Origin of the sequence: Paenibacillus sp. J23TS9, assembly GCF_018403225.1 — a bacterium.
Lineage (GTDB): Bacteria > Bacillota > Bacilli > Paenibacillales > Paenibacillaceae > Paenibacillus_AQ.
The window spans coordinates 2,255,666-2,278,052 of record NZ_BOSG01000001.1; the positions used below are offsets into that span (position 1 = coordinate 2,255,666).

A 22,387-nucleotide genomic window follows, 5' to 3' on the forward strand; every position below is an offset into this window, starting at 1 on the left:
GAGGACAAATCGCAATGAAAGATTTCAATCACATGCTAGAAAAATACGCTGAACTGGTTATTAAAGTAGGCGTGAACATTCAGCCGGGGCAGGTACTGCTTGTACAATCGCCACTGGAAACTGCAGATTTCACGCGCCATGTTGTGTCCAAAGCCTATGAAGCCGGTGCCAAATTCGTACAGGTGGATTGGGATGATGAAAAAATAACGCGAATCCGCTATGAAAAGGCTCCTGACGACTCATTTGGATACTATCCAAAATGGCAAGCGGACACCATGGAACAGTTAGCTGAAGGCGGCGGTGCGGTATTACATATCAAAGTGCCGGATCCGGAGCTATTCCGCGGTATTGATTCTTCAAAAGTATCCACTGCGGTCAAAGCTGCTGCGGTCGCTCGTGAGAAGTATCAAGCTTATGTACGCAGCAATAAAGTGACTTGGTCGCTTATCAAAGCCCCAACGAAAGCCTGGGCAGACAAGGTATTTGCTGATCTTCCGGAAGAGCAGCGGGTTCCGGCCATGTGGGAGGCTGTGTTCCAGATGAACCGGGTAACGGAGGATAATGATCCGGTTGCCGCATGGCAGGACCATATTCAAACACTTAAGCAGAAGCAGGAGTTCATGAACAACAAACGCTACAAGGCTTTGCACTACCGCGCTCCTGGAACCGATCTGCATGTCGAAATGCCGGAAGGCTATCTATGGCTTGGCGGCGGTGATCATAACGAAGAAGGCAACTATTTTGTCGCTAACATGCCAACGGAGGAAATCTACACGATGCCACATCGCAGCGGTGTGAATGGTACCGTTACAAGCACGCTTCCTCTTAATCTGAATGGACGGCTGGTGGAAGGTATCAAGCTGACATTCAAGGAAGGTAAAGTCATTGAATATGACGCAGCCTCCGGACGCGAGCATTTGACTTCGCTGCTTGAGACGGATGAAGGAGCATCGTATCTCGGTGAAATGGCCCTCGTGCCTTTTGACTCGCCAATTTCCCGAATGAAGCGGGTATTCTTCAATACTGGCATTGACGAAAATGCTTCCTGTCACTTTGCCCTCGGCAGTTCCTATCCGGTAAACATCGAAGGTGGAACCAAGCTTAGCAAGGCAGACCTGCTGGCACGCGGTGCCAACGTCAGCCTGACCCATGTCGACTTCATGGTTGGCTCCCCGGAGCTAGAGATTGACGGTGAACTGCCGGATGGCACCATTGAACCGGTGTTCCGGAATGGGATCTGGGCTTCAATGATCTGATAGACCAGAATAACAAAGGACTGTTCCTACAGCAAATGGCTGTGAGAGCAGTCCTTTTTGTCGCTTGCTTCAAAATTAAACCAGCTTTGCTTCATCCAGCTCCAAAATTACCGGACAATGGTCACTGCCCATCGTCTGCGAGTCAATCCGGGCATCGGTTAGTGCAGGCACGAGCCGCTGCGAAACAAGAAAATAATCGATACGCCATCCGACATTCCGTTCTCTTACCTTCGGCATAAACGACCACCAGCTAAATGCATCATTCCGCTCCGGATAGAAATGTCTGAATGAGTCCACAAATCCCGCACCCAGAAGCTCCGTCATTTTACCGCGCTCCTCATGGGTGAAACCGGAGTTACCCACGTTAGACTTCCAATTCTTCAGGTCAATTTCCTGATGGGCCACGTTCAGATCACCGCAAATAATCACCGGCTTCTTGGCATCCAGCTGCGTGACATAGCTGCGGAAGCGTTCTTCCCATTCCATTCTGAGTTCCAGCCGCGACAGATCTCTTCTGGCATTGGGAGTATAGACATTCACCAGATAAAAGTGATCAAATTCCAGTGTGACCAGACGGCCTTCCGCTTCCTCATTTTCTTCCATTCCATAGTAGACCGATAGAGGCTTCAATCTGGTAAAGACCGCTGTACCGGAATATCCTTTTTTCTGTGCATAGTTCCAATACTGGGCATATTCCTCGCCATAATCCAGGCAAATTTGCCCATCTTGAAGCTTCGTCTCCTGCACGCAAAATATATCTGCATCCATTTCTTTGAAATAATCGTTAAATCCTTTATTTACACAGGCTCTAAGGCCGTTCACATTCCAAGATACCAATTTCATTGTTCCGATCTCCTTGCTTTTAAGGTTCTATGAATTTCTTTTCATAGTGTACCATAAAATCCACATCTCAATTAAACGGCCATGATCCGCTGAAAATAGTTGATGCTTTGTCTTTCCTCTGACGCACCATAACATCCGTTCCTATGGTAAAATAGCAAGGCTGCTGTTTTCATTCATCTTGGAGAGAAGGATATGAACAATCAATGAGATCTTCTGTAACCGTAAAATCTTTTAATTTTCTTTTCTTTGCGCTTCTCTCGATGTTCATTCCGTTCCTGCCTCTATATTTCAGCGAACAGGGTCTGAACGAGACGCAAATCGGCATGATCATCGGGATCGGCGGTTTTATAACCCTGATTGCCCAACCACTATGGGGTATGATCAGTGACCGGACGCGGACGATCCGCAAAGTACTCATCATCCTTGTAATATGTACTACCGTTACCGGTTATTTGTTGTACAGCACAAGCAACTATGCCTTGAATATCGTATTTGTCATGCTGACGTATTTCTTCCTGATGCCAATCGATCCGTTGACGGAAAGCCTGAACTTCCGCGTAGCGGAATCCGCCGGGATCAGCTACGGCTCACTTCGGACATTCGGTGCTTTGGGTTATGCGGTCATGTCTCTGCTCGCAGGGTATCTGATGACAAATTATGGTGCGCACAGTCTGGGATACACCTTTGCCGGACTTGGCATTATCAGCCTAATTGTGACTTTTTTGATGCCTGACGCACCGGTCTCGGGCAAACCGGTAACCATGAACAGCCTCAAGAACTTCCTGCGCAACAAAGAAACGCTGCTGTTTCTCGTTCTGGTCTTTATCAGTTCCGTTCCTGCGAGAATGAACGATACGTATCTGGGCTTGTACATTAAAGATTTGGGAGGCAAGCCGGATCTCCTGGGATTGGCATGGTTTCTGGCAGCGGGAAGCGAGATTCTGGTCTTTTCCTTAAGCTTCTGGTGGCTTCGCAAAAATAAGGAGCTCGCGATCATTTCCATTGCCGGCGCGTTCTATTTTATCCGCTTCTTCATTTCCGCGTGGATAACCGATCCGAACTGGATGGCATATATACAGCTTCTGCAGATTTTGACGTTCCCGGTGTTCTACACAGCCGCGATCCAGTATCTGTACAGCATCGTTCCCGTGGAATGGAGAGCCACTGGACAAACCGTACTCGCATTGCTGTTCTTCGGTGTTTCCGGTATTTTGGCTTCCTTCGCCGGGGGTGCTCTGTACCAAGCCTTTGGGGGTAAAACGATGTATCTGACCATTTCCGTTATGTCGTTTATCGGAATGCTCTTCGGATTTGTCTTATATCGCGTGTATGGAAGAAAGAAGTCGGGGGAGGCCGCTTAACCTTCATATCACCAGGGGGTGTTTACGTTATGGATTTATTCCAAGAGATCTTGGAGCTAGACGCTGCTTATCTCGAAACTTTTTCGACCCGCATTCAAAGATCATGGGGATCCCTGTACTTCAATGAACAGCAGGCCAATTATTATGATGCAAATCATGCCCATATTAGTGAAGCAAGCGAACATCCGCAGCAGATCATCGATGAGGTCGTTTCCTTTTATAAATCCCGAGGGATTGTACCCAGATTCTATATTTACAACCTGGAGCTGCAGCAGGAGCTTATCCGCGTGCTCACCGACAACCTTTTTCAGCAGGAGGAACTGATCAGTCCCGTGCAGCTATGGAACAGGCAGTTGTCCGACATGTCACTGGGTACGGGAAATACCATAGAGACTGTGACACAAGCGAATGTTCAGGATGCACTGGATATCGAATGCGGCATCAAGGAGTTCGGCGGCAGAGAAGTCGTCGAAAAGACGTTTATGACGCAGTTTAATCATCCCTCCTTCACCCATTATCTGCTGAGGCATGATGGAATTCCCGCTTCAACGGCATGCTTGATGAGACATCACAATCAGGCCAGAATAGAAAGCGTGGCAACACGGGAAGCATATCGCGGAAAGGGTTTGGTTGGTGAACTCATCCGATTTATCCAGAAAGAAGCTATGGAACATGGACACCAGAAACTGTGGGTCTTTCCGATCAATGAATCCGTAGAAAAGATCTATCAAAAATACGGTTTTCAGACCATAGACCGGCTGAGAACTGTACATGCTTTTACCAGTGGCAGAAGTATCCGTGAAATTCACGGGAATGAATCTAAGTAATATAAACGGCGTTAACCGGAATTGAACGGGTTAGCGCCGTTTTTCTTTTACATATTCAAGATATACAATAACAAATAAAAGAATCTGAAATTACATGAGTGCTCATGCCTGGGATCTTCCATTGCTGCGTTAATTTAAGGAAAGTTAATTTGAAAAAGCTTTCCCTTGAGTAACGCTTTGGACTTCATACATACTTACCTTCGTGCTGATTATATATGCTGGAGGCTCTTGCCCTTTTTTATCACGATGTCCCTGCAAATGCGCGTCGCTCTTCTCCCAGTTCTTCCAGGCATCACGTGATTCCCAGCGGATCATAACGACAACTTCCTCTTCTTCCCTGCTGATTTTGGAGACCATAACCGTTTTATCGATTAATCCTTCCATACTGTTCAAGGGACTCTCCTTGCTAAATCTTGCTACCACCTGATCGGCGTTTCCTGTCACGACCACTATTTTTCGGAGCTGAATAAACATTCCCAGCCGCCTCCTTCTATATGTATGATGTGAGCAATCAGTTCACTTATTCCTATTCATTTTAATTGATAATGATTATCAATGTCAAATGTGCGCACGCTAACCATGTTATTTATCAAGAACAATTCTCCTGTAGGTTTGTCGTTTCTCAAAAAATTGATACAATAGGAAGGAGTATTCCTTTTAGTCTCATGATGTATTCTTTTATTGGAAGAGAGGAAATGTAAAATATGATTATTAAACCGAGAACACGCGGATTCATCTGCACCACCTCGCATCCTGCAGGATGCGCCGCACAGGTTCAGGAACAAATTGACTATGTGCAGTCCAAGCCTGAGATTCAGGGTCCGAAAAACGTGCTGGTTATCGGCGCCTCCACAGGATATGGGCTTGCAGCAAGAATAACTGCGGCTTTCGGAGCGCATGCCAACACCGTTGGCGTCTATCGCCCAAGCAGCGGCTCTGAAAAACGCACAGCATCAGCTGGTTGGTACAATTCTGCGGCGTTTGAACTCGCTGCTCAGGAAGCCGGTCTTAAATCCTTCAGCGTAACAGGTGACGCATTCTCCAAGGAAACAAAGGAAAAAACCATCAAACTGATTAAGGAAGAACTCGGCAAAGTAGATCTGGTCATCTATAGCGTAGCTTCTGCCCGCAAAACCGATGCCGAAACTGGCGAAGTGTATAACTCTGTCCTCAAGCCTATTGGGAATTCATACACGAACAAGACGGTCAATTTTCATACAGGCGAGGTAACCGAGATCACGCTGGAGCCAGCTACAGAAAAAGAAATCCATGACACGGTTGCCGTTATGGGCGGAGATGACTGGGAAGACTGGATCCAAGCACTGCGCGGTGCAGAGGTTCTCTCGGAAAATGTTACGACCATCTCTTATTCTTACATAGGATCTGAAATCACCCAAGCGATATACCGTGAAGGATCTATTGGCCGGGCAAAGGACCATCTTGAAGCAACCGCTCTGAAAATGAACGAGCTTTTAAGATCTACCGGCGGACGGGCTTATGTTGTCGTAAGCAAAGGATTAGTGACGCAATCCAGCTCTGCCATACCGGTCGTGCCCCTTTACATTTCTTCCCTCTATAAAATCATGAAGGAAAAAGGCATTCACGAAGGCTGCATCGAGCAAACCTACCGTTTGTTCACTGAACGTCTGTATACTGACGGAGAAACGCCTGTAGACGAGTCTGGACGAATCCGCATTGATGATTGGGAGCTCCGTGATGATGTGCAGGCTGAAGTGGTTAAGCTATGGGACAGCGTTACCTCAGACAATATCTATGAACTGACGGATCTTGAAGGATACCGGCGCGAGTTCTTCCAGCTCTTCGGTTTTGAGACCGAGGGTGTGGATTACGAAGCGGATCTGAATCCGGATGTAAAGGTTCTTAACTCCATTTAATAACCACGCAAAAGAGGTACTCCGCTTCCGCGGAGGGCCTCTTTTTGTATTATTCCCCCTTATTCAGGGTACTCTTTTACATGGTTAATCGCTCTCAACGGTACAACTGTATTTCACCGGTGGACAATTCCGCCTTTTTTTCATTCTCTAATGACATAGGACTAGCAGTTCCTATTATTAACCCGTATAATGGTAGCGGGTCCGATATAATAAAGCGTTCTCATCTGACTCTTAATTTCCAGTTCACAAAACTCGGAGGAATGTATTCATGAGATTAGAAAAAGACTTTCTCGGCACCAAAGAAGTACCCGCAGAAGCTTACTACGGAATTCAAACGATGCGTGCAGCGGAAAATTTCCCGATTACCGGTCAAAGGATTCATCCAGAATTGATCCGGGCCATGGCCATGGTTAAAAAGGGTGCCGCCATCGCTAATATGGAGATTAAACGGCTGCTCCCCTCCAAAGGCGATGCGATCGTGCAAGCCGCCGATGAGATCATCAATGGCAAATGGCTGGATCAATTCATTGTCGATCCGATCCAAGGCGGTGCAGGCACGTCTATTAATATGAACACCAATGAAGTAATTGCGAACCGTGCCCTTGAGCTGATTGGCAAAGAAAAAGGCAGTTACGCCGATATCAGCCCGAATAATCATGTCAATATGGCACAATCGACGAATGATTCTTTCCCGTCGGCGGTTCACCTGGCTACACTAACGATGATCGAAAAGCTGCTCGCAACCATGATCGACCTGCGTCAAGCTTTCCAAGATAAAGCCGAAGAATTCGATTCTGTGATTAAAATGGGACGTACTCATCTTCAGGATGCCGTTCCCATCCGTTTGGGGCAAGAATTTCAAGCGTATGCGCGTGTACTGGATCGAGATATTCAGCGTCTTCGTGCGACCAAAAACAACCTGCTTCACATTAATATGGGGGCCACAGCTGTCGGAACAGGACTTAATGCAGACATCCGGTATATCGAGCATGTAGCTGAAGTCCTGGCTGAACTTAGCGGCTTCCCAATCAAGCCGGCAGATCATCTTGTGGACGCGACGCAAAATACGGACGCCTATACCGAAGTATCCGCCGCACTGAAAATTTGCATGATGAATATGTCCAAGGTGGCAAACGATATCCGTCTTATGGCATCAGGTCCGAGAGCAGGACTTGGCGAGCTGACGCTGCCTTCAAGACAACCTGGCTCTTCGATTATGCCGGGTAAAGTCAATCCGGTAATGTGCGAGGTTATTAACCAGATCGCGTTCCAGGTCATCGGAAATGACAACACGATCTGCCTGGCTTCTGAGGCGGGACAGCTGGAGCTGAATGTCATGGAGCCTGTGCTCGTGTATAACTTGCTGCAATCCCTGGAGATTATGAATAACGGATTCCGTGTATTCCGCGAGCATTGCATAGTGGGCATTCAGGCTAATGTAGAACGCTGCCGGGAATACGTTGAGAACAGTGTCGGCATCATTACTGCGCTTAATCCGCATCTGGGTTACGAAGTCGTTTCACGCATTGCCCGTGAAGCCATTACTACCGGCAAACCCGTGCGCGAGTTATGCCTTCTGTACAATGTATTGACCGAAGAAGAACTTAACCTCATCCTTGATCCTTATCAAATGACTAACCCGGGTATCGCCGGAGAAGAGCTCCTGAATAAGGAATAAGATATTGAGCGAGTTAGGCAGTGCTGTTATCAAGCAGCCCTGCCTTTTTCTTGTTTAAATTTTCAAAAAAACTAATTTGTATATCTTGATTTTTTGCTATTTTCGTTTTGGACTCTCTTTTTCAAAATGTAGATACGTGGTTATGATGATGGCAGGGATCAGTAACAGGGTTCATTTTCATTTACTATTATGAATTTTTCACATGGTGTTTTTTTATAACAGTTTGTTTCGTTGCTTCAGAATGTGAAATGATCCGAAAGCAGGCAGCTGTTGTTCAAGTTGACTATCGATTGATCTGCGTTCGTGTACCCGGTGGATTCCGCCTTGTCCTTATTTCTCGCTTCTTCTTCCATTCCCCATTCCGTTTCCTATCTCTTACATATTTCTGGATGAAAAATGGCAGAATACAAAAGATGCCAACAAACATTCTATAGAGCGGGTGATTGAACTCCCATGCAAAATATAACCAAGGTCAGCAAACCCCAGATTTGCATGCTTCTTATGCTGATGAACGGTCTGACCAGCCATGTTGTCATAAATCCCATGGTACTGGATGCCTCAGGGAGAGATGCCTGGATCTCAGTTATATTCACTACGGTCCTCCTTGTTCCATGGACCTTGATGCTTGCCCTATTCATGAAAAGAAGCGGACAAAAAAAACTCCAGCCATGGTTAGCGGAACGTACAAATCCGGTGATTTCCTGGATATTAGTTGCCCCGATGCTTCTTCATCTCTACCTGATCGGAGGCATCACGCTGTACCATACCTCTAGCTGGACGATTAGCAACTATCTTCCGGCGACTCCCAAGGTTGTTTTAATCGGAACACTGGCGCTTGTATGCTTTTATATGGCGAAGCTTGGCATTAAATCGATCGCCATCGGGGCAGGAATTTTACTACCGGTTGTTGTCATTTTAGGTTTTTTTGTCAGTGTAGCCAATTCGTCGGAGAAAAATTACAGTATGCTGACACCATTGTTAGAGCATGGCATCGTCCCTCCGATTCATGGGATGCTGTACGTCGGTGGAGGTTTTGTTGAGATTCTCGTTATATTGATGATGCAGCACCGGATCGAATCAAAAGTAAAACCATGGCAGCTTGTCGTCTATGGCTTGATTATTTCCTTTATTACCCTGGGCCCGATCGTTGGTGGAATCACAGAATTCGGTCCTGAGGAAGCTGCGAAGCAAATGGAATCTCCTTATGAACAATGGAGACTCGTCAAAATCGGAGAATACATAGAGCATGTTGATTTTCTCTCTGTATATCAGTGGCTTGCAGGTGCTTCTGTACGAATCAGTCTGTCCCAATTTTTGCTCGTCGAGATGCTTCCCTTCAAAAACAGGGTCATGGCGAATCGCTTTATTCTCGCGGTCACGTTCAGTTATATTCTGATTGCCATGTTTCCTATAAGTCAGAATGCATACTATCAAACGATGTACAATTATTATTTTCCCATTACGGTGTTTACAAGCTTATTCCTTTCTTTGATATGGCTCGGCGTCTCATTTTTACCCCAAAAAAATAAGGAGGGGGCCGCATGACCTCAACCGGATCGAATTCCAATCATGATATATGGACATTACAAAAAATAAAAACCGTGTTTTCCAAAAGCTCAGATGTAATCATCCGGAATTACCGGATGGAACAAAATTCAGTCTCTTCGGATGTAGTACTGGCCTATGCAAGTGGGCTAGCTGATTCTAACCAGATTAGCCTCGTTGTTCTCCCTGAGCTGGAGAAATTGTATCAGCAGACGGGATATCGTATTCGGCAGAATAACGAGCTTTATGGTCGGCTCCCCTTGGTGTTATTAGAAGAGCCTGTATCGTCTCAAGCATTAGAGGATACCGTCTTTCAAGGAGGACTCGTGCTGTTCTTTCCCCACACGAATGAGTTGTATTCGATGGATATCAGTAACGTTCCCAAACGCGCACCTGAAGAGTCGACGGTAGAGATATCCATTAAGGGTCCGAAGGACGGTTTTACGGAAGATTACGTTACAAATGTCGCGCTGATTCGCAAACGTATCCGAAGCAATTCTCTTTGCTGTGAAGAGTCAATTATGGGAAGGCGCACAAGAACCAAAGTGGGCTTAATGTATTTCGATGATATGATCTCTCCAAAAGTCCTTGAAGAGGTGCGTAAACGTCTTTCGAAGATCGATATTGACGGGCTTTATACCATCAATCAGCTGGAAGAATTATTATCCGATTCAAAGTATTCGCTCTTTCCGCTTCTTGATTTTACGGGCCGTCCGGATTACGTCATCACCTGTTTGTTAAGCGGCCGGTTCGTTATCGTTATTGATGGCAACCCGATGGTCTTGATCGGCCCGGGTTCGCTTGCACTACTGATGAAATCCCCCGAGGATGTTCACTTCAATTATATTTATGTCTCCTTTGTGAGACTCATCCGCGGCTTAAGCCTGATATTGTCGATTCTATTACCTTCTTTCTGGGTGGCCTTGGCGGCATTTCATCAGGATCAGATTCCTTTTCGGCTTATGGCGACGATATCCACTGCCAGGCTAGGTCTCCCTCTATCCGGCCAGATGGAATTATTCTTGCTGCTGCTTCTCCTGGAAATATTCCGGGAAGCAGGTGTCAGGCTTCCGAGTTCCATCGGTCAAACCTTGACGGTTATCGGAGGTTTAATTATAGGTGATGCAGCCATACGTGCAGGCTTGGTCTCCCCCTCCTCCGTCGTTGTAGGAGCCATTACTGCAGTTATGGGAGCCACCTTAGTGAATCAAACTTTAAGCGCCGTAGTGAGCGTCATCCGGTTCGGGCTGTTTTTTGTATCCTCCATTCTCGGTATGTATGGCATGATCCTCGGATTGATTCTTCTTTTGGCATACATGGCAAGACTTCGGACTTTTGGAATCCCTTATCTGGCACCAATATCTCCGATAATGCCAAAGGATGTCCTTAAATCCATTTTGCGTGCTCCCTGGAAGCTGATGCGTAATAAACCAACTTTTCTGGATACGGTTGATTCCGATCATCAAGGAGAGAATCCAACATGAGAAAAATAGGACAAATTTGTATTTGCCTGGTTTTACTGATGCTGGTCCCTGGCTGCTGGAACTCCAAAGATATACAGAATATGGCTTATGTAACTACTCTCGGCATTGATTATGAAGACGGTAAATTCAAGAGCTATGCTCAGATATTAAATTTTACCAACGTAGCCAAAACGGAAAATGCAGAAGTTGGAAAACCGGTACCCATATGGGTCGGAACAGGAGAAGGGCGAACCGTAACAGAATCACTGACTACCATGTATTCAACCTCCCAGCTAAGAGTATTTTGGGGGCATATGAAGTCTGTGGTTTTAACGGAGAGTACCATGAAGCATGGCATGATGGAAATTTATGAAATGCTGAACCGCTACCGTGAAATTCGCTACAATATATTAATGTACGGAACGAAAGAGCCTTTGAAAGATGTATTAACCCAAAAATCAATCCTGAACCTTTCCCCATTGGAAACCGTCATGGATTCACCGCAGCAAATTTATTCGCAAAGATCCTTTATTCTGCCGGTATATGGATTCAAGATCATTGCACAGATGAACGAGCCCAGCGGACTTGCCATGATTCCTTCGCTGGAGATTGAGAGCAAAAGCTGGTTTGAGGATACAGAGCATCGTCCCATGTTCCAGATCAATGGTGCTTATTTTTTTCAAAACAAGGAATACCGCGGACATTTGACTGAAGATGAACTCAAGGGCACGCGCTGGATTCAACGCCAGTTGGAGCGATCCCCCATCAATATTCCGGATCAGGGGCGACCTATAGCCTCGCTAATTCTGGTAAAGCCGCATTTGTATATCAAGCCTGTCATGGAAAAGAACAAGGTCCGATATAAGATCCGCGTGTCCATCAATGCATACATCGATGAGCTGATCAAAGACACTCCGCAAAAAACCATGGAGAAGATGGCGAGCATAGCTGTCGAAAACGAAATTAAGAGAAGCTATAAAAGTGGTCTGCAAAAAAAGGCCGACGTATTTTTGCTGGACGAAAAGTTCTACCGTAAATATCCGAAGAAATGGCATGAGCTTCATCGTTCGAGACCGTTTATCCTCGAAAAAGACTCCATTAAATCGATTGATGTGAGAGTGAAGATTGACAGCTCGGGGAAATACAAACAGAGAGTGCAATAGACACCTATCCCATGGTAAAATAGAAGTGATTTGCTTGATCGTCACTGCCTTAAGGAAGGTGATCATGTATGTTGATGTATGGTCTTGTAATAGGGGTAGCCATTTTAGCGTTGATCACGACGTTTTTGGTTGGCTTTTCAGCAGAAAACAAAAAGAAAAATCCCAATTATGAAAAGAAAACCAAAAACAACATCGCCAAGCTTACATCGATTTATGCAGTAACCATTATAGGCGCGATAATTGCGTTCGTGGCTGTTTCGCTGAATTAATTTGTAAGCGGCATGAAAAAAGAGAGGCTGCATGATGAGCCTCTCTTTTTTCGATTTATTTTGTTATTACTGTGCTGTCAAAATCTCGGGACCATTCGCCGTAATCGCAAGCGTATGCTCGTATTGTGCAGAAAGTCCGCCGTCCATCGTTCTGGCAGTCCATCCGTCACTGTCCATTTTACTACGGTAAGTTCCTGTATTCAGCATAGGCTCTATCGTAATGACCATGCCTTCCTTCAGGCGTGGTCCAACATTCGGCGGTCCATAGTGCGGAACCTGCGGCTCTTCATGCATATCCTTGCCGATTCCGTGCCCAATAAATTCACGTACAACCGAGAAGCCTTCAGATTCGGCATATACCTGAATCGCATGAGAAATATCTCCAATCCGGTTACCGATCACAGCCATCTCAATCCCTTTATACAATGACTCTTTCGTGACATCCAGAAGATGTTGAGCTTGCTCGGAAACATTCCCGACGGTATAAGACCACGCAGAGTCAGCCAGCCAACCGTTCAGGTTAACAACCATATCCACGGTAACAATGTCCCCGTCCTTGAGAGCTGTTTTCCCTGGGAAGCCATGACAAATAACATCGTTCACCGATGTACAAGTGGCAAAAGGAAATCCGTTATATCCCTTTTGTTCTGGTGTGGCTCCGTTTTTACGAATGAACTGTTCAGCGAAACGATCGATTTCTATAGTTGTAATTCCAGGAACAATCAGCTTTTTAATTTCGCGATGGCATGCTGCAAGAATAGCCCCCGCTTCTTTCATGTGATCAATCTGTGATCTTGACTTAATTGTAATCATCTAATCCCTCATTCCTGTCTGATCTCTCTATTATACCCTGATATTCGGAAAAAGTCCTGATCCGGCTTAAGGATCAGGACTACAATTTCCCTTTATACTGCTTCAGCCGGAGTTTGAACCGCCTGTTTCTTCGGACGACCACGCCATACAAAGTATACCAATGTAAGTGCAAGGAAGATCACCGCATCAATACCCAAAATGCCTGCCTGTCTCCACGCGAGATCGAAATCACCGCTTGAAATAATCGCTTTATAACCAAGTACGCTATGCGACATCGGCAGCCAAGGATTAAGAGGTTTCAGCCAATCCGGGATCAGCTCCAGCGGGAACGTGCCCGCACTGGTGGTCAGCTGCAGTATAAGCAAAATAATAATAAGGAATCGTCCAGGCATATCAAGCCAGGTTACGACGGCCTGCACAATAAACATAAATGTCAAACTTGTGATGAAGGTGAAGAGGAAGAATAAGGGTACGCTTTGTACCTTAAGCCCAAGTCCAAACAAAATGATAGCTGCAGCCATGAGTGATTGGAACAAGCTCATTCCTGCGAAAGAAAGAGCACGGCTGACGAACCGGCTGAATCCGGAAGCGCCCTCTACCGTTGTTCCCTTCAGCGAGATGACCAGCGTCGAAATCAACGCTCCGACGAACAATCCCAAAGACATGAAATAAGGTGTGAGACCGGTACCGTAGTTTGGAATCTTACGGGATTCATTCTCTTCGGAATCAACCGGTTTAGCAAACATCTTAACCAATGCGTCTGTCTTTTTCAGTTCAGAGGTTTTATCTGCCGCATCGCTCAGTTTGGTTTGCAGCTCTTTCGAACCGTCATCCAGCTTCGTGATTCCCTTCTCGAGATCACTCGCACCCGTATTCAGCTTTTGCGAGCCATCAGCTAAAGTGGTCAAGCCACCTGACAGCTTGCTGACTCCGCCAGACAACCGGGATGTACCATTCAAGAGCTGCTGCGAGCCTGTGACCAGCGCTTTGCTTCCGCCTGCAGCTTCATTCAGCTTCTCGCCAAACGTTGTCAGTCCTGCTGTCAATGTGGACTGTCCTTCATTCAGCTTCGATGCGCCTTGAACCAGCTGCTCTTGTCCCTGAACCAGCTGCCCACTGCCTTCAAGCAGCTGCTGTTGACCGCTATGCAGCTCAGTCGCACCGTCAAGCAGCTGCTTCTGCGCTCCATGCAAGGACTCTGCGCCCTCGGATAGCTTCTGCTGGCCAGCTGCAACCTTGGCACTTCCTTCAGCTACAGCCTGACTGGCTGCGATCAGCTTCTGAAATTGCGGATTATCCGCGAGCTCAGGACTCGATTTGGCAAACTGCTGAAGACCGTCAGCAACTCCCTTCGCTCCTTCAGAGACCTTTGTCGTACCATCAAGCGAAGATTGCAATCCGGAGGAGAGATCCGCGCTGCCCTGCTCGGAGGATTTTAAACCAGCTTCCAGCTTGCTTGCCCCCTGCTCTGAGCTTTGCAGACCCGCATTCAGCTTCTTGGCTCCACCCAGCGAACCTTGGAGTCCAGTGTAAAGCTGCTGTCCACCCTGCTGAGCCTGCTGTGCACCACTGATCAGCTTACCTTCAGCTGCATTCAATTGTTCCAGTCCGCTTGCCAATTGGCTAGAGCCTTGGGTCAGTTGACCCGCACCTTTGCTCAGGTCGCCCGCACCTTTTGCGAGCGGTGCCATACCGTCTTTCGCTTCCAGTGTACCTTCAGCCAGCTTATTCAGGTTCTCTTTCAGTTTAACGGCACCTTCATCCAGATCACTGCTGCCGTTATGAATTTTACCAGCACCTTCGCCCGCATCGGCGAGACCGCTGGATACGTCTTCGAAATTGTCCAGCAGGCTCTCCGTATAGGATTCTGTCACTTTTGCGGACACTTTTGCTTTAATATCCTTGATTGCAGTATTCCCGATTTGGGAAGCGATAAAGTTGTAATCGCCGTTAGGCTCATATTGAATCGTTGCAGGATGAGGTTGATCATCCATCAGCGTTGTTGCTTCACTGGAGAAGTTTTCAGGAATCGTAATTTTCATATAATAGCGGTTGTCCTTAATTCCTTTTTCCGCATCCAGCTCGCTAACAAATTCCCAACCGAAATCTTTGTTCTTCTTCAGCTCATCAACCAAATCCGAACCAATATGCAGCTCTTTGCCTTTAAACTCGGCACCGCTGTCCTTGTTAACTACAGCTACAGGCAAACGGTCCAAATGACCGTATGGATCCCAAAAGGCTGCCAGATAAACACCGCTGTACATAATCGGAATGAACATAACGGCGATCACGGGGATCAGCACTTTCGGGTTTTTCAATGCCGCTCCTAGATCTTTGAAAAACACGGATATTGCATTCATGTAAGTGATAGTCCCCCTTTTTTAAAGTTGTTAGAATCTCTCTAAATATCTCTGACTGATTTCTTCATTTGGTCATACATACGCAAACGAAAGCAGCTTCGAAAGTTTTAGCCGTTCGAAGCTTTTCGCATATAATCGATTGGTTTGGCGGTTTCTTCGTTATGTTGAGTCTCATGCCATGCGGTTTTAAGAGTGAACAGCGAGACCATCCTCCAAAAAGAGGCGAATATGCTCTTTGATCTGATCTTTTGTCAGGGGTTCGTGATTCTTATTCCATTCAGATGTCAATGCAACGTACATTTTAAACATTAAAAAAGAAACGATGCATGGATCACAATCACGCAGCTCACGCTGTGCAATGGCATGCCGGATCTCTTTTTCGATATATGTCAGAATGACGCTTTCTACCTGATTCATCGCTTCCTGAGATTGAGGTGTACCAAAGTCCCGGACTTCCTGGGACAGCTTCATGAGGAGTTCGTGCTCGCTTCGGAATTCCAGGAGAGAGTCCAATACGCGGAACAGATTATCAAAAAACGTTTTATTATGATCAACTTCCCGCTGGATGATGGTTTTCATTTCAGATATGACACCACGCAATATTTCATCAAAAAGCTGTTCCTTGGTATCAAAAAACGTATAAATGGTTCCTTTTCCCACATTCGCGATTTTGGCCACCTGCTCCATCGTCGTCGCTTTGTAGCCAAACAAAGCAAATGATCTCGAAGCTGCTTCGAGCACCTGTTTTCTACGATCCACCGTTCCTATGCTTTTCCCCTCCCATCTAACACCATGCTTCGTATGCATGACTACAAATCAAATTCAGTCATAAGGTCATTTCCTACTTTACCACGTTCTCACCCATATGACAAAGTTTTAATATATTAAAATTATGATATTACAGAAATAAGATACTTAGCCCGGTCCGTTTCGATGGTCAGACGCTCCTCTTCAACATCACATTCGGACAATCCGTCCACGTAAATCTGGAATGTATTTTGCGGCAGAGGAATTTCACCCTGCTCATTCAAAACACTGCCAGGACCATGCAATATCAGTGAACTTCCCTCGGCATAGTCATCAATCGTAGGGACGCTCTCCTTATATTCAACCCCTTCAATTTTCACCTTGGTCTCATCCAGATCTTCCTGCTCCTCCTTGCGGATCAGGATCGTTTCCTGCACATGCTTTTCCAGCCATTCCCTTACCGAATTCAGTTTCTCACTCATCATAAACCCTTCTTCCATTGTTTTTGTCGTTATAACTTGCCTATTATGAGTCTAACCATTATGGCTATACGCAAAACATTTACAGAAACTGAAAAGGGGCCAAGAAAGTACGGAATCGGTCGACAAAAAAGAGGTACGCTTCGTTCGGCTGCTGCCGCCAAGCGTACCTCTTTAACTCTAATAGCCGAAATCTTAATCCGTTTCAGAACCGGCTCGCGGTTCTCCCGGTTCCGGTTCTGTTCCAAGCCAGCTGCGAATCATGGACAGCAGCTGCGCACTGTTTACCGGTTTGGTAATATAGTCGGAGGCTCCTGCTTCCAGACATTCCTCACGATCCCCTTTCATCGCCTTTGCCGTCAATGCGATGATCGGAAGATCCTTGAACTCCGGTTTTTCACGAATTGCCCGTGTGGTCTCGTATCCATCCATCACCGGCATCATGATGTCCATCAGCACAATCTCAATATCCGCTGTTTCTTCCAGCAGCCTGATTGCCTCATATCCGTTCTCAGCCGGAATGACCATCATATTATGGCGCTCGAGAATGGTCGTCAGCGCGAACACATTTCGGATGTCATCATCGACAACAAGAACTTTCTTGAATTTGATCATATCATCGGACTGATACAGCTTCATGATGATGGCACGTGATTCCTCCGAGAGATTCTCAGACTGGCGGTGCAGGAATATACTTGTCTCATCCAACATTTGAACAGCAGTTTTGACTTCTTTGAGAACGGCTGATTTCTTCAGTTCCTCCAGCTCATCCTCCTCCGAATGGCTCCACTTGCAGCTGCGGTTCAAGACGATTGGTACATGCTTGTTCTTAGGCATGCGGATCATCTCCCGGATCAGATGCAGAACATCCATATCCTTCAGATCATTATCCACCAAAACACAGTCATAATCATTTTGCTTCAGCTCCGCAAGAACTTCCTCTGCAGAATTCACAGCAGAGATTTCTACATCCGTGCTGCCAATCAGCTCCATGGATTCATTGCGGCGCCCTTCATCCGCCATCGCAATCAGGAGCCGGTGAACCGTTTGATCCGCGAAGTGGTTCAGCTTATCAAGCGTATTTTCAAGCTCTTCATTCGTTACAGGCTTGCAAATATAATCGTATACCCCTTTTTGCATCAGCTCGATCTCATCTTCTTCTACGGTGATGACACAAACCGGAATATGACGGATATGGATATCGTTTTTCAAATGCTCGATAACCATCCACCCATCCATATCTCCGAGCCGCAGATCCAGCGTAATCGCCAGAGGGTTGTACTTGCGCGCCAGTTCAAGCGCATTTGAGCCTTTGGTCGTAATGACCGCCTTAATATTTCTTTTGTGGAGAATATCAAGCAAAATCTCATTGAATTTGATATCATCCTCGACAATTAAAAACACTCTGTCACCCGGTTCAATCCGATCACGATCATCGTTAATATGGTCACTCTTCCGCGTAAAGGAGAGCTTCTGTTCCGGCGGCGTCACATCAATGACTTCAGGAACATACTTGACAGGCTCTTCTTTCAGCGGTACCTCAGTATCGATAGGCAAATACAAATTGAAGATGCTGCCTTTGCCAACAACACTGTATAGTGTCAGCTCTCCGCCCAGCATAGCCGCAATTTCCCGGGATATGGCAAGACCAAGTCCTGTTCCGCCATATTCCCGGTTCGTGCTTCCGTCTGCTTGTTGAAACGCTTCAAAGATAATCTGCTGCTTTTCTTCAGGAATGCCGATGCCTGTGTCACTAACCGAGAAACAGAGTACAGCAGCAGCCTCATTAAGCAGTTTATTTTCGGTATTCCAACCATCGTCGGCCGTCCGCAAATGTACCTGAATCTGGCCTTCTTCCGTAAATTTAAAAGCATTGGAGAGAAGGTTTTTAAGAATCTGCTGCAGTCTCTTCTGATCCGTTACGATTACTTCGGGCACATTTTTATCAATCTTGATGCCAAATTCAAGTCGGCTGTCATCAACCATGTGGCGGAACGAGCGGTCCAGACCATCCATCAATGTCTGCATGGAAATCTCGCTGTAATCCGGAGATACGGTACCCGATTCGATTTTAGACAAATCCAATATGTCATTAATCAGATTCAGAAGCTCAATGCCGGAGTCTTGAATCGTCTTGGCGAATTTAACCTGGTGATCCGTCAAATTGGCATCCGGATTATCTGCCAGCTGTTCAGCAAGCAGAAGCAGGGAATTCAGCGGCGTTCTAAGCTCATGCGACATGTTCGCCAAAAACTCGGATTTATATCTTGAGGTCAAGGCCAGCTGCTCAGCCTTTTCTTCCAGGAATTTCTTGGCGATCTCCACTTCGTTATTTTTGCTCTCCACCTCAGCCTTTTGAATCACAAGCATCTTGGCCTTGTCTTCAAGCTCATCATTCGTGTGCTGCAGCTCCAACTGCTGTTTCTGAAGCTCTTCCGTTAAAGACTGCGATTGCTTCAGCAGCTCTTCGGTCCGGCGGTTGGCCTGCATTGTGTTCACCACAATACCAATGGATTCCGTCAACTGGTCAAGGAATGCCAAATCAATATCATTGAAAGCCCGGAAGGAGGCAAGCTCGAGTACACCCAGCACCTGCTCTTCGAACACAATTGGCAGCAGCACAATATTGAGAGGTACGGCTTCACCCAGTCCTGATGATATAACGACGTAATCATTAGGCACATTGGATAACAATATCCGCTGCTTCTCAATCAAGCATTGTCCGACAAGTCCCTCTCCTGCCCGGAAACGGTTCGAGAGATGCTTCCGGTTCTGGTAGGCGTAACTTGCAAATAACGTCAATACTGGCTCGCCATTCACTGGCTCATTGATGTAGAATACGCCATGCTGCATGGAAACAAGCGGTGCCAGCTCGCTTAATATCATACGGGTAATTGCATTTAGATCCCTCTGTCCTTGAAGCAGACGGGAGAACTTCGCCAGATTGGTTTTCAGCCAATCCTGATCTGTATTGATCCGTGTGGTTTCTTTTAGATTACGGATCATTTCATTCACATTATCTTTCAGAGAAGCCACTTCGCCTGCCGCTGCCACATCAATAGTACGCGACAAATCACCATTCGTAACTGCCGTGGCGACGTTCGTAATAGCCCGGACCTGCGTGGTTAGCGTACTCGCCATGTAGTTAACATTATCGGTCAGATCGCGCCATGTACCCGCGGCACCAGGTACGCTTGCCTGTCCGCCCAGCTTGCCTTCCGCACCAACCTCCCTGGATACGGTTGTCACCTGCTCTGCGAACGTCGCCAGTGTCTCGATCATATTGTTCATCGTATCCGCAAGTTCGGCAATCTCACCCTTCGCCTCGACCGTAAGGTTCTGCTTCAGGTTACCATTCGCCACCGCGGTGACGACTTTCGCAATGCCGCGCACCTGATCGGTCAGATTGTTCGCCATTCCGTTTACGTTATCGGTTAAGTCCTTCCAGATCCCCGCTACTCCGAGCACCTGGGCTTGTCCTCCGAGCTTACCGTCCGTTCCTACCTCGCGGGCCACACGGATAACTTCGGACGCAAAGGAATTCAGCTGATCCACCATGGTGTTAACGGTATTTTTCAGCTCCAACAGCTCGCCTCTCACTTCAACCGTAATTTTCTTGGACAAATCTCCGTTGGCTACGGCCGTCGTTACTCCGGCAATATTTCTCATCTGAATGGTCAGATTACGAGTCATATTATTAACGGTATCGGTAAGATCCTTCCAAGTACCGGACACATCCTTTACATCTGCTTGTGCGCCAAGTTTTCCTTCTGTGCCCACCTCGCGTGCAACACGTGTCACTTCGGAAGCAAACATGCTGAGCTGATCCACCATGGTATTCATCGTGTTCTTCAGCTCAAGGAGCTCACCCTTAACGTCAACGGTAATCTTTTTGGATAGATCGCCCTTGGCTACAGCTGTCGTCACATCTGCGATATTCCGCACCTGATCCGTCAGGTTGCGGGCCATGTTATTAACGCCTTCCGTCAGATCCTTCCAGGTTCCTCCGACGCCTTTAACCTGCGCTTGTCCTCCCAGCTTGCCCTCGGTACCGACTTCATGCGCTACCCGCGTAACCTCGGATGCAAATGTACTGAGCTGGTCCACCATTGTATTGATGGTAATCTTAAGTTCCAGAATTTCGCCTTGTACATCGGCTGTAATTTTTTTGGACAAATCGCCATTCGCGACAGCCGTCGTTACGACTGCAATATTCCGCACCTGATTCGTTAGATTCGAAGCCATGTAATTGACGCTCTCCGTCAGATCACGCCATGTACCAGCGACTCCTTTAACCTGCGCCTGCCCGCCGAGCATGCCCAGTGTGCCAACCTCCCGCGCCACGCGCGTCACTTCAGAGGCAAACGTACTCAGCTGATCCACCATCGTATTAATGGTGTTCTTCATCTCTAAGATCTCGCCCTTGGCGTCTACCGTAATATGCTTCGATAAATCGCCTTTCGCCACGGCTGTCGTTACTTCCGCGATATTGCGGACCTGATCGGTCAGGGTGCCCGCCATAATATTCACACTGTCTGTAAGGAACTTCCAGGTTCCTGATACCCCTTTAACATCCGCCTGACCCCCGAGCTTCCCTTCTGCAGAAACCTCCTGCGCAACCCGGGTTACTTCGGATGCAAAATTGCTCAGCTGATCCACCATCGTGTTGATCGTGTTTTTGAGCTCGAGCAGCTCGCCCTGTACATCAGCGGTTATTTTTTTCGATAAATCCCCGTTCGCCACGGCTGTTGTAACGACAGCAATATTCCGCACCTGATCCGTAAGATTAGAGGCCATGTCATTGACGCTGTCGGTCAAGTCTTTCCATGTGCCAGAGACGCCTCTAACATTCGCTTGACCGCCGAGCTTGCCTTCCGTACCAACTTCTCTGGCCATACGCGTCACTTCAGAAGCAAATGTGGACAGCTGATCCACCATCGTGTTGATCGTGTTCTTGAGCTCCAGAATCTCGCCGCTGGCATTAACCGTAATCTGTTTGGTCAGATCCCCTTTCGCCACGGCTGTGGTTACCTGTGCAATACTGCGGACCTGATTTGTTAAATTCGCCGCCATGTTATTGACGCTTTCTGTCAAATCCTTCCATGTACCCGAGACACCCTTAACATCGGCCTGGCCGCCGAGAATGCCCTCTGTACCTACTTCCCGTGCTACACGAGTAACTTCTGAGGCGAAATTACTGAGCTGGTTAACCATTTTATTGATGTTGTTGGCTGATTTTTTATACTCTCCAGTCAGCGGTCTCCCCTCAAATTCAAGCTCGACCGTCTGTGATAAATCACCCTGCGCAACAGCATTGATAACTCTTACCATTTCACTGGTAGGCTGAATTAGATCTGTAATAAGGCCGTTTAATGATTCGACGGATTGCTGCCATGAACCGCCTGTATTTTTATGTGAGAACCGGCGAGTAAGCTTACCTTCTTTGCCTACCACTTTGGATACGGTTTGTATTTCGTTTACCAGGTTCTCCTGCATTTCCATAATTTCATTGAATGTATCTGCAACTTTGCCGGCAATCCCTGTTTGGTCATAGGGCATTCGATATGAAAAATCGCCCTTTTTCAAAGCCATGAGTGCATTCAGTAATTCTCCGGTATGTACCTGATCACTCTGCGAATCCCGATTGGATTTTTCGTCCGACATGGTCATTATCCTCTCCCGACATTA

Annotated in this window: 16 protein-coding genes; 9 read left to right on the forward strand and 7 right to left on the reverse strand. The window is 46.8% G+C overall.

The features are described 5' to 3' along the window. Nucleotides 1–14 precede the first annotated feature (14 nt). The gene (locus KJS65_RS10610; protein ID WP_213649786.1) at nucleotides 15–1,256 is read left to right on the forward strand and encodes an aminopeptidase; all 1,242 of its coding nucleotides are present in this window, start codon (nucleotides 15–17) and stop codon (nucleotides 1,254–1,256) included. Nucleotides 1,257–1,331: 75 nt separating this feature from the next. On the opposite strand, the gene KJS65_RS10615 is transcribed toward KJS65_RS10610, so the two are convergent. Then, nucleotides 1,332–2,099, reverse strand: a complete 768-nt coding sequence (locus tag KJS65_RS10615) for an exodeoxyribonuclease III (protein WP_213649787.1) — start codon at nucleotides 2,097–2,099, stop codon at nucleotides 1,332–1,334. A 203-nt stretch (nucleotides 2,100–2,302) separates the two neighbouring features. On the opposite strand from KJS65_RS10615, the gene KJS65_RS10620 reads away from it, so the two are divergent. After that, nucleotides 2,303–3,460, forward strand: a complete 1,158-nt coding sequence (locus tag KJS65_RS10620) for an MFS transporter (protein ID WP_213649788.1) — start codon at nucleotides 2,303–2,305, stop codon at nucleotides 3,458–3,460. Nucleotides 3,461–3,489: 29 nt separating this feature from the next. Next, entirely contained in the window at nucleotides 3,490–4,287 is a 798-nt protein-coding gene (locus KJS65_RS10625) for a GNAT family N-acetyltransferase (RefSeq protein ID WP_213649789.1), read from the forward strand. A 144-nt stretch (nucleotides 4,288–4,431) separates the two neighbouring features. Here the strand turns inward: KJS65_RS10625 and KJS65_RS10630 are convergent, their stop codons facing one another. Then, nucleotides 4,432–4,761: an antibiotic biosynthesis monooxygenase gene (locus KJS65_RS10630; RefSeq protein WP_213649790.1), complete on the reverse strand. Its 330-nt coding sequence runs from the start codon at nucleotides 4,759–4,761 to the stop codon at nucleotides 4,432–4,434. 230 nt (nucleotides 4,762–4,991) lie between these two features. Here KJS65_RS10630 and fabV point away from each other — a divergent pair, with 230 nt between their 5' ends. The 6 genes from fabV to KJS65_RS10660 all read left to right on the forward strand — a co-directional run bounded on the left by fabV (nucleotide 4,992) and on the right by KJS65_RS10660 (nucleotide 12,300). Continuing rightward, a complete protein-coding gene (gene fabV / locus KJS65_RS10635) occupies nucleotides 4,992–6,182 on the forward strand; it encodes an enoyl-ACP reductase FabV (RefSeq protein WP_213649791.1) in 1,191 nt (396 codons plus the stop codon). Between the two features lie 268 nt (nucleotides 6,183–6,450). Next, on the forward strand, nucleotides 6,451–7,860 hold the full coding sequence (gene aspA / locus KJS65_RS10640) for an aspartate ammonia-lyase (RefSeq protein WP_213649792.1): 1,410 nt from the start codon (nucleotides 6,451–6,453) through the stop codon (nucleotides 7,858–7,860). A gap of 453 nt (nucleotides 7,861–8,313) precedes the next feature. Continuing rightward, nucleotides 8,314–9,405 carry a GerAB/ArcD/ProY family transporter gene (locus KJS65_RS10645; RefSeq protein WP_213649793.1) on the forward strand — a complete coding sequence of 364 codons (1,092 nt, stop codon included), beginning with the start codon at nucleotides 8,314–8,316 and terminating at the stop codon, nucleotides 9,403–9,405. Next, nucleotides 9,402–10,889, forward strand: coding sequence for a spore germination protein (locus tag KJS65_RS10650; RefSeq protein ID WP_213649794.1), 1,488 nt, complete (start codon nucleotides 9,402–9,404; stop codon nucleotides 10,887–10,889). Before KJS65_RS10645 ends, KJS65_RS10650 begins: the two co-directional genes overlap by 4 nt. After that, nucleotides 10,886–12,031 carry a Ger(x)C family spore germination protein gene (locus KJS65_RS10655; protein WP_213649795.1) on the forward strand — a complete coding sequence of 382 codons (1,146 nt, stop codon included), beginning with the start codon at nucleotides 10,886–10,888 and terminating at the stop codon, nucleotides 12,029–12,031. The genes KJS65_RS10650 and KJS65_RS10655 overlap by 4 nt, the downstream gene beginning before the upstream one ends. 68 nt (nucleotides 12,032–12,099) lie before the next feature. Next, entirely contained in the window at nucleotides 12,100–12,300 is a 201-nt protein-coding gene (locus KJS65_RS10660; RefSeq protein ID WP_244864475.1) for a hypothetical protein, read from the forward strand. Nucleotides 12,301–12,366: 66 nt separating this feature from the next. On the opposite strand, the gene map is transcribed toward KJS65_RS10660, so the two are convergent. The 5 genes from map to KJS65_RS10685 all read right to left on the reverse strand — a co-directional run bounded on the left by map (nucleotide 12,367) and on the right by KJS65_RS10685 (nucleotide 22,363). Beyond that, nucleotides 12,367–13,113 (reverse strand): type I methionyl aminopeptidase, encoded by a 747-nt coding sequence (gene map / locus KJS65_RS10665; protein WP_213649796.1) that lies wholly within the window; start codon nucleotides 13,111–13,113, stop codon nucleotides 12,367–12,369. A 92-nt stretch (nucleotides 13,114–13,205) separates the two neighbouring features. Continuing rightward, nucleotides 13,206–15,473, reverse strand: a complete 2,268-nt coding sequence (locus KJS65_RS10670; protein WP_213649797.1) for a YhgE/Pip family protein — start codon at nucleotides 15,471–15,473, stop codon at nucleotides 13,206–13,208. A 186-nt stretch (nucleotides 15,474–15,659) separates the two neighbouring features. After that, nucleotides 15,660–16,241, reverse strand: coding sequence for a TetR/AcrR family transcriptional regulator (locus KJS65_RS10675; protein ID WP_213650752.1), 582 nt, complete (start codon nucleotides 16,239–16,241; stop codon nucleotides 15,660–15,662). Nucleotides 16,242–16,363: 122 nt separating this feature from the next. Next, nucleotides 16,364–16,705, reverse strand: a complete 342-nt coding sequence (ymzB, locus tag KJS65_RS10680; RefSeq protein ID WP_213649798.1) for a protein YmzB — start codon at nucleotides 16,703–16,705, stop codon at nucleotides 16,364–16,366. Between the two features lie 189 nt (nucleotides 16,706–16,894). Next, nucleotides 16,895–22,363, reverse strand: a complete 5,469-nt coding sequence (locus KJS65_RS10685) for a HAMP domain-containing protein (protein WP_213649799.1) — start codon at nucleotides 22,361–22,363, stop codon at nucleotides 16,895–16,897. Nucleotides 22,364–22,387: the final 24 nt, after the last annotated feature.